Here is a 13,106-nt window from a genome sequence, read left to right on the forward strand (position 1 = left end):
ATGTCTGATACAGTAACTATCGGCAGCTATCAAGGCCCAATCGTGGATGGTGACGTGGCCGCCAACCTCTCCGTCATCCTGCACCAGCTAGAAAAACCGGAGCACAGCGGCCTCGACTTCTTCTGCTTTCCCGAAACCTATCTCACGGGATACTCGCCAAAGGCCATTACCGAATGCGCCGTGTCACGCAGCAGTGCCCTCATCCAAAAATTAGTCGTCGCCACAAAAAAACACAAAACCGTTCTGCTGGTCGGTTTCGCCGAAAAAACAGAGCAAGGCATTTATAATTCCCAAATCGTCATTCATCGTGGCGAAATTTTGGGCATCGCCCATAAAACGATGCTGACCCCAAGCTATGATGATCGCTATTTCATCACCGATTTGAGCCTGCCCCTCTTTACCGCACACGGCATCAAATTTGGCGTTGCCATTTGCCATACCACCTCCTTTGTCGAACCGGCGCTCTATTTGCGCTGGCGCGGCGCGCGGCTGTTGTTTACACCCCATTTCAACAACATTGGCCCCTGCACAGAAGCTGAAGATGGCGGCCGTTTAACCTTTTGGGCGCACCGACAGATGGTTTTGAACAATCAATCCGCCCTGGCAACCTTGCTCAAGATGGTGGTGGTGCGTTCCAATGTGATCGTCGTGCGACCGGATGCGTTGGGCGCAGGCGACAGCAATATTTGGGGTATGGATGGAGAGCTTGTCGCTGCTGGGGAACCCTTTACAGAACAGGTGGTCACCGCTACTTTTGATAAAAAAATCTTCACTGAAGAACATTGGATTGATCGCCGCGAGGTGCCACCACAACTTTTGCACATGATCGCCGAGGCTGCCCAAAATTATGGACAATAACGGCAAAGTCACCCAGAATTGGCCGCAGCCAGAGGCAAAATGGATCGGGCTGCGCGGCACGGAAACAGAGACGAATCTTTTTCTGGAATTTGTGCGCCGTTTTGAATTTAGCGGGATAGAGCAGTTAGTGGTGTCGATAACGGCCGTTTCCCGCTACATCCTATTCATCAACGGCACAGAAATCGCCCGTGGCCCAGCGCCATCCCAGCCTACACTCCGCTATTTCCATCGCCATACCATACCCGCCGCCCAACTACGACAGGGGGAAAACCTGATCGCCATCCGTCTCCATCACGACGGCGCAACTACAGAAACCATTCAGAAATTTGCATATGGACAGCCCGGCTTGCTCGTAGCCGTGCAGGCAGCCAGAACCAACTTTGTCAGCGATAAAACATGGCAACTGCGCCGTTCGCCTCTTTTCAGCGGCAGCTCAATGGTTAGCAAATGGGGTGGCTACAAAGAGTTTTACCACGGCGATTTAGAAGATGGCTGGCAGGCCATCGACTACGATCATTCATCCTGGTCATTTGCCGACGAAATCGCGCCGGTTCATGATGCAGCCTTTGCCCAAGAGCTGGTCGCGGTCACCCTACCAGAATTGCAAACAACGATTGTCCATCCCGCAAAAATCATTGACGTTCACCGCAATCTGGGGCATGTCGTATTGGGAACAACGGCCGTTCCCACACCCTACCAAAAGCAAAAAATCCAAGTCGAAGCCACAAATTATGGCGCCGCACCCGCCATCATCTTCGATTTTGGCCGCGAAGTGGTGGGCTATCCCGAAATTCACACCTCCGGCGGATTCTGCATTTATGAATTGTGGATTGGCGAGAGCCTTGACCTTTATCGCTTGGATGTGGTGCGTGCGCCCGCTTCCGGTATCTGGAAATCCTTTCACCGCCGCGCCTTCCGCTATTTACAAATCAAATTCATCGCCGTGCCCCAACCGATCACGCTCAGCCAAGTTGCCATCCACGATACCCGCTACGCCTATGACAGTTCCGGCCATCTGCACAGCGGCGATGCCCTGACGAACCAAATCCTCGCCGTCAGCCAGGAAACATTGCGCGCCAACACCTCCTTCCATTATGAAGATTGCCCCTGGCGCGAGCAGGCGCTGTGGGTGTTCGATTTGCGGGTGATGGCGCTGCAAAACTACTATTTTTATGGGGATGCCGCGCTCGTGCGCAAGAATCTGCGGCAAATGTTGGCTTTACAGCAGGCGGATGGCTCCATTCCCTCCACCGGGCCGTTGGATAATAATTGTTACAACCTCGATTTTTGTATGCACCTGGTGGCGACGCTACGTGAATATTTTTGTTATTCGGGTGACAAGGCTTTTTTGCTGGAAAACGGCCGTTCTCTCGACAAACTAGATGACTACATCATGGCCCAAGTAGACGATGACGGCCTGATGACCACCCAATTTTTGCCACGCGGTCACGCTTTTCTCGATTGGAGCAGGGAGATTGCGCGGGGGCCAAAAATGGTCATTCTCAACGCCCTCTACGCCCGCTATCTGGACGATATGGTCTTTCTCAACACCATCCGAGAGCAAGAGAGTTCCCGTCACGAAGCGCAGCAGCAAAAGCTGCTCCCAGCCGCCCGCGCCACCTTTTATGATCCGCAAAGCGGCCTTTTTGCCGATACGATTGACGACACAGGCACTCAACTCGGCCGTTCACTGCAAGGCAATATGGCGGCGATTTACAGCCGTTTTCTCCCCAGCCAAGAAGCCCAAGCCTTAGTTGACAAAATCGCCGCCTTCAGGCCCCCATACTCACCCGCCTTTTACTTCCTCATCTTTGAAGCGTTGGCTGAAAACGGCCGTTTTGCCGACATTCAGCAACACATTCAACGCTACTGGGGCGGCATGTTAAAACGGGAAGCAACCACCTGGTGGGAAGTTTTCGATCCCGACACGCCCGATTGGGTGTACCCCCATCCATTTTTAGGCAATGTTCCCACATATGAGATGGATTGGATTCCCACCTCCGCCTGTCATGGGTGGAGCGGCACCGCCGGGCTGGCAATTCCGCGCCATCTGCTAGGCATCGACCTGCTGCAACTATGGCAAAACAAAATCGTCGTCAATCCCGGCTTGCCCGGTCATTTCAACACATTTTCCTACAAAGTCCCCGTCCGTGATGGACATCTGGCACTCAACTACTCAGGAAATGGGCAAACGTATCACATTGAGGTTGTGGAAGCGCCCAAAGGTGTAGAACTCATCATCAACCAACCACAGAGGTCTTATGAATAAGCAACATAAAATCGGCATCGTCGCCGGTGCCTGGCGACCCCATGACGCTTTAGAACATATCGCCTGGATTAAGCCGCCCTGGGGCAGCAATGATTACATCTGGCTGGACTTTCCCGAAGCGATTTTCAGCGATCAGGGATTGCTCTATTTGAGCCACGTCAGCTCCCTGTTCCCCACCAAATTTCCCAACCTGCCCCCGGTCGCCTGGCAAGATGTGGACACCGGCATTCAGTACGAAAGAACATTGCCCAACGCCGTTTCCTGGCGCGGTTTTGTAGGAGCAACCACTTCCAATCTGGTTGAACTCTCTCTCACGCTCACCAATGGCTCGCCTGAGCCCTTAACGACCATCCGCTTGCAAACCTGCCTCTTTATGCGGGCGCATTATCAACTGTCGGCTTATGGTCTGAGCAACAAATTTATCCACACGGAGCAGGGCTGGGTAGATTTGGAAGCGGTGGGATCAATGGGGGAGGAAAACGGCCGTTACCATTTCGGCTGGCGTTCCGGCCCTAAAATTGCCGATCTCCCCGTCATCGCCTGTCAGACATCGTCAGCCAGGCACATCGTCGCCTTTAGCTGGCGGCAAGACACCTACTCCCTCATCTGCAACCCTGATCACCCCTGCATTCACGCCGATCCGGCCATCCCTGACCTTGCACCCGGTGCCAGCTACACGCTGCAAGGAGAAATTTACTTCGCCAACAACGGCTTGGCAGAAATTGAAGATCGATATGCTCAATAGAAAACGACACTAACTATTGCTGGCCATTTATGAACGAAAATATTTATCTGCAAATTTCTTCTTTGTTTTCCTCTGCGCCTTTGCGCCTTTGCGTTAAATTATTTTTCAGAGGAGTTGAATGATGATTGTTGAATACCATCGCCTACGCCCCAAAGAGCTCGTCCAACGCCGCCAAGCAATGCCTGTCGCCTATGTAGGTTTGGGCATTTTAGAATGGCACAGTTTGCACAATCCACTTGGCCTTGACGGCTTGAAAGCCAACGGCATCGCCCTGCATCTAGCGGCACAGCTTGGCGGACTCGTCATGCCGCCACTCTACTGGGGCGATAACCGGCAAGAAATCTGTGAACTGGTCTTTGATCCGGCCGTTTCTCCCTGGCTGCCGGAAGGCACGGAAGATCATACCGGGGCAATTATGGCGGCGATGGAGGCAGATAAGACGGCTTATCGAGCTGACGCCGACCGCTCTCAGGCCAACGGCGGCTGGCGGCTGTGGCAAGAGCTAGTGGTACATATGCTTTTTCAAATTGAAACGCTCGGCTTCAAGCTAATTGTGCCCATTCCCGGCCATTATCCCTTAATTGGCCCGCTAAACCAGGCTGTGACTACCTACTATGAAAAGGGAGGCACCGCTGAAATTTTTGTACTGACCGACATGATGTATTCAGAAACGGGCGATGCTGGAGACCACGCGGCCGCGTTTGAAACCTCTGTGATGATGGCCATTGAGCCGCATTTGGTGAAGTTGGATGAGTTAGGGGAGGATACGGACGTTGCCCCCATTGGCGTTCTCGGAGAAGACCCGCGCACAGCCGCCTCGCAAGCATTTGGCGAAAAAATTCTGGCGAAGATGACCGAACTGGTCAGAGAAAGAGTACAACAATTTAACGAGGAGAAAAGAAAATGAGAACCAATCTAACACAATCTGAGATCACATCCTATCGTGAAAATGGCTTTGTTGTTATTGAAGATTTCTTAACGGCCGACGAATTAGCGCGGTGGCGCGAAGCAGTCGATGAGGCTGTGGCCCAGCGCGGCCGCCGTAAATTGGTGCGACAAGAGTCAAAAGATGGTTGGGAAGATAGGGATGACAACTCCTTTGTCGAGAATATCTTTGTCCAGCGCATCAATCTTTGGATGGATAACGACAAGATGCGCCAGCTCATGTTTAATCCAGAGTTAGGCAAGATGGCGGCCGATTTAGCTGGTGTAGATGGCATCCGTATCTGGCACGATCAAGCCTTGTTCAAGCCACCTTGGGGCAATCCTACCGCCTGGCACCTCGACAACCCCTACTGGTCATTCTATTCACGCAACGCCATCAGTATTTGGGTAGCCCTCGACGATTCTACCTTAGAAAATGGCTGCCTTTATTTCATGCCCGGCACCCACAAATCGGCCACCTATGATAACGTGCCCATCGGCGAAAACATCGGCGATTTGTTTACCGTATACGAAGACTGGGCGGACAAACCAACAGTAGCCGCCCCAATGAAAGCTGGCTCCTGCTCCTTCCACAACGGCCTGATTGCCCACGGTGCCGGAGCCAACATGACCCCCGGCTGGCGGCGGGCCATGACCTGCGCCTACATGCCAGATGGCAGCACCTTCAACGGCACGCAAAACGTTCTGCCCAATGCCTATTTTAAGGAGCTAACCAAAGGCGATGTCATCGACAACGACAAATACGTACCGCTCATCTATCCACACGATTAGTGCGCTTTAGCGTAGTTCATTACCTGGCTGCGCGATTTCAATCCGCAGAGGAGATGATCATGAACAATTCGGTCAAACATACACAATTTATCGACTCAAGCCTCTTGCTGCGTGACGGTAACTTTGCTGCATTACGGCAACGGGCAAATGAAGAAGGGTATCTTTTTTTCAAGCAACTGCTACCAGTCCAGGAGGTGCTGCGCCTGCGCGAAGATCTGCTGGCTGTCGTCGAAAAGTATGGCTGGCGAGAAGCGGGGCAGGATGCACAAGGTGGCCTCATCAATCTAAATGCGCTCAACCAGGTGCCGGATGAGCAGATGCGCAACGACATCGGCGTCAGCCACGCCGCCTATGATGACGTGCAAAAGCTGGAGAGCTTCCACGCTTTGCCTCATCATCCCCATTTGATTGCCCTTTACCAGGGTCTGTTTGGGCAAGAAGTTTTTGTGCATCCTCGCCACATTGCCCGCATGATCACTAGCCATCGCGTCATGTCACCCACGCCGCTGCACCAGGATTTTCCCCTCATTCAAGGCAGCACAGATACCTGGACCTGCTGGTTTCCGCTGGGGGATTGCCCTCGCTCGTTAGGCGGCCTGACCGTGCTGCGGGCTTCCCATCACGAAGGCTATATACCCATTCAGGCCGCACCCGGTGCGGGCGGTATTGCTGTGCAGCTGTGTGAAGGCGAAGAAGTGTGGGTGGAAGGGGATTATGTGGCAGGCGACGTGCTGACTTTTCCTTGCTTCACTGTTCATAAGGCTCTGCCTTGCCAGCATAAAGATCAAATTCGCCTTTCCATAGATGCTCGCTACCAGGCTGCTACTGAGCCAATCGAAGCCAGGTCGTTGCAACCGCACTGCGATCTAACCTGGGAAGAGATTTATGCTAACTGGGAACAGGACAATTTGAAATATTATTGGCGACAATCGACACCGAAACTTTCACCCTGGGATGATACCCTCATGCAGCCGGCACGGCGCATCTGCTGAATTTGCCTTACCGTGCCGTTCAAGGCTTTGGGCAATCATTGTTCAATTTGCTAGAAATTGTTTTTCATGCAACAAAGCCTAACAGCTCTCAGACGCTGAAATAGGGCTTCAGGATGACCGTTTGGCGCGTGACCGCGCCGATGGGATGATGTCTTATCTCATCAGGAGTCGCAAATGAGAAAATTCAAAATGCAGAAAGCTGCGCTGCCGACCCTCACGGTAGACGGCGAAACCTATCTTTCCTACCAGGTGGTCAGTGCTTCTCACTCAACTGACGAAAGCAAGCAAACGGATATCACTTGGTAACCATTGTTAGCATCAAATTCTATCCTTCGGTAGCAGAAGAGACGGCCGTTTGCCCTTATCCTGCAAGCGTAACTTACCTGTTTCTGTACCGGAGGTTTTTTGATGCAACATGTAACGTTAAAAGAGAAGCAATATCAAACTTGGCTGAACCGGGAGCGAACGGCCGTTTCCATTCGACCAGCTACCCAGGCTGATGCAGCCACCATTGCCACAATGGGATACCATTTGGTAGCAGCTGCACACAAAGGGGCGCTCCCCTCAGCCGACATGAATCTGTATCTCCATCAAGCATTCAGCTTCACCCAAATCAATAATGAGCTAGCCCAACAAGACGGCCGTTTTTACTTGGCAGAAACGCCGCAAGAGGTTGTGGGTATGGTGAAACTTAATCCTGGCTCCCCGACAAATATTAATTTCGGTGATGCGCCTGTTGAACTGTCGCGACTCTACTTGAAACAAGCGTGGATTGGGCAGGGAGTGGGGACCGCCTTAATGCAGCACGCGCTGGCTCAGGCGATTCAAAACCAGCATGATGTTTGCTGGCTGATGGTGTGGGCTGGAAACCAGTCGGCATTGGCATTTTACAAACGCTGGCACTTTACCATTGCAGACAGTGTTCGTTATCCAGTTGGGCGTAGCAGCCTGCCAGCTTACCTCATGGTCCACAGGCTCCGCGCCTAGCGGTTTTCTACCTTACGAATGATCAGTCGCTTTTGTAGTTCCTCGGAGGCTATCTATGGTATTCGGGGAACCGTAATTTATTCCACGCCGTTTTTTACCGCGTAGAGGGCAGCTTGCGTGCGATCCGCCACTTGCAGCTTACCCAAAATTGTAGACACATACCCTTTTACAGTGCCTTCGGTTAGATGGAGTTTAGCCGCAATCTCTTTATTGCTGTTGCCCCGCGCAATCAGCCGCAGCACATCCATCTCCCGCTCGGTGAGGCTATCTAGCAGGTTGGGCGTGGCTGGGGCAACCATCTGCTGCATCAGCTGACGCTGCGCTTCTGGGTGCAGCGTTGGCTCACCGCGTGACGCGGCCTGAATGGCTCGCAGCAAATCTGCTTTTAGCACATCTTTTAGAAGATAACCAACCGCACCAGCCTGTATAGCGGCAGGCACGCGCTGATCTTCGGCAAAGCTGGTGAGCACCAATACCTGACACTCTGGATAGGCCGCCTTGATTTTAGCCGTGGCTGCAATGCCATCCATTTCTGGCATCATCAGGTCCATTAAAATGACTTCTGGTTGCAACAGGGGTACGCGCGTAACGGCTTCCAGCCCATTGCTGGCTTCACCAACCAGTTCAATTTGGGCTTCTTCACCCAACAGCATGGCCAGCCCTTCGCGCACGATGGCATGGTCATCTACAATCATAACTTTGATGGGTGTGCTCATTTTGTTTCTCCATTTGTAAGGGGCAGCCACGCTTCTACGGCCGTTCCCTGCCCTACCGTGGAATTAATTTGCAAACGGCCGTGCAACGCTTCAGCCCGTTCTCTCATAGTGCGTAAGCCCAAGCCGCCTTTGCTCCGTCCATTCCCCCGCTTTTGTGAAAACCCCACCCCATTGTCCTGAATTTTCAGGTGAACGGCCGTTGGCTGCATGGTGATCGCAATCATTACTTGCGTGGCCTGCGCGTGTTTCATGACGTTGTTCAACGCCTCTTGCGTTATGCGAAACAGTGCGATTTCTATTTCCAGCTGCTGCGCCTGATAATCTGCTGCCGTCAAATCAATTTGCAATCCCTCAATCCCCAGCGAATCAAGATGTTGGGATAACGCCGTCACCAAGCCATCCCGCCGCAGTCGAGTAATACCCGGTAGCGTCACGCCTGTTTCCGTGGGCAGCGGCGGCGGTTCGGATGAGCGCAGCTCAAATAGCAAGGCGCGCATCTCGGCTAGTGCCTGCTGGCTCAGCTCCAGTACACGGTTGACTCGCTGCTCTCCTTCGGCGGGCGCTCGCTGCCAGGCTGGCGCGATGGATTGCGCGACCAGCGTCATGCTAAAAATAAGTTGGGTCACCGAATCATGCAGTTCACGAGCCAGCCGCTGGCGCTCATGCAGTACGGCCACTTCTTGGCTGCTTTGCACCAACAAAAGTTGCTGCCGTCGGGTATCAATGGCGGTCGCGAGCTGGGCAGCTGTTACCTGATAAGGCCACAGATCGCTCTCTTGCCAATGGTAAATTGCCGGATATGTCAGAATAACCACGCCAATGCGCTGACGACGCACGATGAGCGGAATGAAAGCCAGCGCAGGTCGCCCCGTCTCAGTTTGCAAACGACGCAGTTCGGCATTTGCCCGTGGATCGTTGTGTACGTCCGACATAAGCACCGTCTGACCCTGGTCCAGCAGTGGGTCTAAGTCGTCACGGAAGTAGCGAAACTTTTGATGCACCAGTCGCAGCTCTTCATCTGGCGACCAAACACCTCGCACAACAACGGCCGTTCGTTCCCCAAACTCATCAAACTCATACAGAGCCACCGTACAAACGTACCGCCCACGCACCGCCACGTGCTGTAAATATGCCTCGATCACATCATCTACATCAAATGCGTTCGTCATGCGCCGACTGGTTTCATACAAAAGCTGCGTTTCTGCCAAATTACGCTGCATCTGGTCAAACAGCCGAGCGGTGGCAATGGCTGAGCCTAACTGCCCCCCCACAATTTCCAGCACCGCCACATCCTCCTCATCGAAGAGGCTATCTGACTCCACATTGAGCACGCCCACTAGCTGATTTGCCACCACCACCGGAATGCCAATGACCGACTGGATATTGTCGGCACCAGGAATGCGCTTGTAGCGAGGGTCATTCATGGCGTCGGTGGTGATCACTGGCTGGCGACTGCGGGCGGCGGCCCCGATGATGCCCTCATGGATGCTTTGGCGATAATCGTCGGCCAGCAGTTCGGCGTAAAGGCCGCTGCGGGCAACCAGAACCAGCATTTCCGGGTCGTCTTCATCTGGCAGCAAAAATCCAGCGTCGGCAAAATTCAAATGCTCGCGAATGGCGGTAACGGCCGTTTGCAGCAAATCATCCAGCGCCAGCGTACTGCTAATAATTTCGCCAATGCGGGTAAGCGTTTGTTGGCGAGCGGCCCGACGCTTTTCGGTTGCAAACAGGCGGGCGTTCTCGATGGCGATGGCTGCGTGGCGGGCTAGCTGTGTTAGCAGCTCAATGTCCTGCGCATCAAAGCGGCGCGGCGGATCGGCCCCAATGCCAAAAAAGCCAATCATCTGGTCGTGCCAAAAAATAGGCAGGCCGATGACAGCATCTTGCATCAAATCAATTTGCAAGGGTGTGTCCAAATCGCCATACTGGCCCAATACCAGCGGTTCCTGGCTGGCCAACACCTTGCCCGCTAGCCCCACGCCCGCCGTCATTTCCGCGCCGAGCTCGTCTGGTGGCATCTGGTAGACGGCTTCAGTGCGTACTAGTTGGCGCTCTTCATCTACCAAACCAATCGTGCCCCGATCGGCATCCAGCAGTTCGCAGGCGTGCTGCACAATGCGGGTAAGCAACGGCCGTAATTCCAGCTCACTGCTAATCGATTCAATAATCTCTCGCAGCGTTTCTTGTTGGCGTAATATCTTTTTCAGATCGGCCGTTTCTTGTTGGGTCATACCATTCGTGCAGTTTGGAAGAACTCCTGAGCATCTTGCAAAAAGTTCGTTTAAGGCTGTCAGATAATGCTTATTGAAAGATCGTACTCATTTGCAGATCAAAGTACCAGCTTACACCGATTTAACAATGCAGACCAACTAATCACCTGAAAACTGGACCCATGAACCAAAACCTGAATGATTTCCTTGTCCTCATATTTGTCGGGGGGTTGTGAACCTCCCCCGACAGATTGATCATAGCTGCGCAGGCTTGATATTTTGGTTCAAGCTGAACAGATTGGTTGGATCGTATTTGGCTTTTAGCTCGGCCAAACGTTGGTACTTATCGGCAAAGGCGTCCTGCATCATCGCATCCCCTTCTTCCTGGAAACCAGCAAAGTTAAGGTAGCGGCTGCCGTCGGAAAACGGCCGTAATGCCTCCAGCATCGTCTGCGCCCAGCGCATATTCATGGCATCCTCTTCCGGGTTTTTCCAATTGGCTTCAGGATTCACCAAAAAGCTGACGTGGCGACCGTGAAAAGCGGTCGCGTCATCTGCCACGCGCTGCACCGCGCCACCAATGTGCCAAATATCTGTGGTGCTCAAGATGGACGGCTGCTGGCTGGCGTGCTGCACCAAAATGCGAATCGCGTCATCGCTCAGGTCGGTAATATTCAACGATTTCCAATAGTAGCGCAGTTCGCCTGCCGGATAATCTTCATCGAAGAAAGTTTGCAGGTCCAGGTAAGGCATCACGCCGCTAAAGTCCAGCAGTGGTTCCTGGAAGGTGCGTAAAGGTGCTGTCACCTGCCCCCCTTCAGCTACATCGCCTACGTATGCACCTAAAATGAGTACAAACGGTTCACCATGTAGCTCCGCCGGAAAATGATCAATGGGGGGAAAGATGCCCATTGCCAGCAAAACGCTGATTTCATCGGGTGCGTTTAGGCAATAATCGCGGAAGATACGTACCGCTTCCTCGGCACGACGGCCGTCATGAAAAACGGCCATAGTGTACAGCTCTGTGCCAATCTCATGCAGTTGGTAGCTAAAGCGGGTGACCACGCCAAAGTTGCCGCCACCACCACGAATGCCCCAAAACAGGTCGCTATTTTCTTGTGCGTTGGCAATGACGATACGGCCGTCTGCCAACACCATCTCCACTTCGATTAAATTGTCACAGCTTAAGCCAAATTTGTTGCGTAGATGGCCAAAGCCACCGCCCAAGGTTAAACCAGCCACCCCGGTTTCACTCATCACGCCCATGACCGCTGCCAGGCCGTATGGTTGCGTCGCCTGGTCAATATCGGCTATGAGTGCGCCACCTGCTGCGTGGGCAATTTTGGCGTCGGTATCCACCACCACCTGCCGCATCTGGGACAAATCCAGCACGATGCCGCCGTCGTTAACGGCGTGCCCAGCCACCTGGTGACCACCGCCGCGCACAGAAAGCAGCAAATCGTTTTCGCGGGCAAAGTTCACCACGGCCGCTACGTCATTGACGTTGACCGCCTGCACAATGCCGGCAGGTTGGCGGTCAATCATGCCGTTCCAGACGGCACGGGCGTCGTCATATGCTGCGTCGCCGGGCTGGATGATACGGCCGTTTACCTTTGCCGCTAGCTGCGCCAGCTCTTTCGTTTGTTCTTGAATTAAGGAAATAGACATTAAAGCTCCTTGTCAGGCAAGATTGCCTGCTAATCTTGGATCGAAATAGTTTCATCAATCACTCCTGTTGCTGGATTATCTACAGCTCGCCTAGCTGGTTGGCCAGTGCCAAGAAGGTAAACAGATTGGGTATTTTTTGCATCTCAATTTTTGCCCAGCTTTTGCTACCAAATTTTGGCCAAATCCGGAAATACCCTTTGTAAGTCAGGCGGGCTTCTTTGAATTCAGACCAGGGCAGATGGTTACGGCCGTTCTGAATCCCGTCTTTGGTGACGCTCAGGGGGCCAAAGTCAACAGTCAGCCCTGCGTTCAGCTTGGTAAACGCCTGAGCCAACTGACGGCGTGTGACCTCGTGCTGAATTGTCTGGGCTAGCTGGTCGGAATTTTCCAGATTGCCTGGCGTCAGGTTCAAGCGCATCGTCTGACCAGCGGTGTCTTTTAGCGTGTAGTTGTAAAAAGAGGACCGTATTTGCCGATTATAAACGACAATAACATCTAGATTTTGAACCTCGTCCCAGCGCATAGCGATGGTACGGCCGTTCTTGGTAAACAGAATGCCGTCTTGATACACCTGCACTGCCATATCCTTTTCCTGGCGATGGGTGTGCACTGCCCAAGCACCGCCGATTAAGCTCAACAAGCCCACACCGCCGCAGAAACCTACGACAGAAGTGCCAGTTTCCGAAACGGCCGCAATTAGCCCCACAATAAGCCCAATCACGCCGAAAATTATAAAGACGACACCGCTCCACAAATTACCTTTGCTGCGGATTTTGGTGGCACCATATTGGGCAATAAATGGGCCCAATTCAGTTGTTTGTAACGTTGGTTGAATAGTTGTTGTCATCGTTCACTCCCAAAAAATTAGATTCTATAGATAGAATATGGAAAGTGAACGGCCGTTACACCTGTCCTTCGCGGGCAAATCCCCCTAACCTTCGATAG

The 13,106-nt window shown here is 52.9% G+C and carries 12 protein-coding genes; 8 read left to right on the forward strand and 4 right to left on the reverse strand.

Annotated elements, in window-relative coordinates:
• The 8 genes from ACOQPU_RS10155 to ACOQPU_RS10190 all read left to right on the forward strand — a co-directional run bounded on the left by ACOQPU_RS10155 (window position 1) and on the right by ACOQPU_RS10190 (window position 7,567).
• The gene (locus ACOQPU_RS10155) at window positions 1-858 is read left to right on the forward strand and encodes a carbon-nitrogen hydrolase family protein (RefSeq protein WP_420644997.1); all 858 of its coding nucleotides are present in this window, start codon (window positions 1-3) and stop codon (window positions 856-858) included.
• Window positions 848-3,127 (forward strand): hypothetical protein, encoded by a 2,280-nt coding sequence (locus ACOQPU_RS10160; RefSeq protein WP_420644998.1) that lies wholly within the window; start codon window positions 848-850, stop codon window positions 3,125-3,127. The genes ACOQPU_RS10155 and ACOQPU_RS10160 overlap by 11 nt, the downstream gene beginning before the upstream one ends.
• Complete coding sequence (locus tag ACOQPU_RS10165; RefSeq protein ID WP_420644999.1) at window positions 3,120-3,872, forward strand: hypothetical protein; 753 nt, start codon at window positions 3,120-3,122, stop codon at window positions 3,870-3,872. The genes ACOQPU_RS10160 and ACOQPU_RS10165 overlap by 8 nt, the downstream gene beginning before the upstream one ends.
• Before the next feature lie 118 nt (window positions 3,873-3,990).
• Window positions 3,991-4,779 (forward strand): creatininase family protein, encoded by a 789-nt coding sequence (locus ACOQPU_RS10170; RefSeq protein ID WP_420645000.1) that lies wholly within the window; start codon window positions 3,991-3,993, stop codon window positions 4,777-4,779.
• Entirely contained in the window at window positions 4,776-5,588 is an 813-nt protein-coding gene (locus ACOQPU_RS10175; RefSeq protein ID WP_420645001.1) for a phytanoyl-CoA dioxygenase family protein, read from the forward strand. Before ACOQPU_RS10170 ends, ACOQPU_RS10175 begins: the two co-directional genes overlap by 4 nt.
• A 59-nt stretch (window positions 5,589-5,647) precedes the next feature.
• Window positions 5,648-6,580: a phytanoyl-CoA dioxygenase family protein gene (locus ACOQPU_RS10180; RefSeq protein ID WP_420645002.1), complete on the forward strand. Its 933-nt coding sequence runs from the start codon at window positions 5,648-5,650 to the stop codon at window positions 6,578-6,580.
• Window positions 6,581-6,754: 174 nt separating this feature from the next.
• Window positions 6,755-6,886 carry a hypothetical protein gene (locus tag ACOQPU_RS10185; RefSeq protein ID WP_420645003.1) on the forward strand — a complete coding sequence of 44 codons (132 nt, stop codon included), beginning with the start codon at window positions 6,755-6,757 and terminating at the stop codon, window positions 6,884-6,886.
• Between the two features lie 102 nt (window positions 6,887-6,988).
• Window positions 6,989-7,567, forward strand: coding sequence for a GNAT family N-acetyltransferase (locus ACOQPU_RS10190; protein ID WP_420645004.1), 579 nt, complete (start codon window positions 6,989-6,991; stop codon window positions 7,565-7,567).
• A gap of 77 nt (window positions 7,568-7,644) precedes the next feature.
• Here ACOQPU_RS10190 and ACOQPU_RS10195 read toward each other — a convergent pair whose 3' ends face one another.
• From ACOQPU_RS10195 to ACOQPU_RS10210, 4 genes are all read right to left on the reverse strand, one after another.
• Complete coding sequence (locus ACOQPU_RS10195; RefSeq protein ID WP_420645005.1) at window positions 7,645-8,283, reverse strand: response regulator; 639 nt, start codon at window positions 8,281-8,283, stop codon at window positions 7,645-7,647.
• Window positions 8,280-10,514, reverse strand: coding sequence for a GAF domain-containing protein (locus tag ACOQPU_RS10200; RefSeq protein WP_420645006.1), 2,235 nt, complete (start codon window positions 10,512-10,514; stop codon window positions 8,280-8,282). Before ACOQPU_RS10200 ends, ACOQPU_RS10195 begins: the two co-directional genes overlap by 4 nt.
• A 234-nt stretch (window positions 10,515-10,748) precedes the next feature.
• Window positions 10,749-12,161 (reverse strand): FAD-binding oxidoreductase, encoded by a 1,413-nt coding sequence (locus ACOQPU_RS10205; RefSeq protein WP_420645007.1) that lies wholly within the window; start codon window positions 12,159-12,161, stop codon window positions 10,749-10,751.
• Window positions 12,162-12,240: 79 nt separating this feature from the next.
• The gene (locus tag ACOQPU_RS10210) at window positions 12,241-13,008 is read right to left on the reverse strand and encodes a DUF6585 family protein (RefSeq protein WP_420645008.1); all 768 of its coding nucleotides are present in this window, start codon (window positions 13,006-13,008) and stop codon (window positions 12,241-12,243) included.
• Window positions 13,009-13,106: the final 98 nt, after the last annotated feature.

Origin of the sequence: Candidatus Leptofilum sp., from assembly GCF_965223285.1 — a bacterium.
GTDB lineage: Bacteria > Chloroflexota > Anaerolineae > Promineifilales > Promineifilaceae > Leptofilum.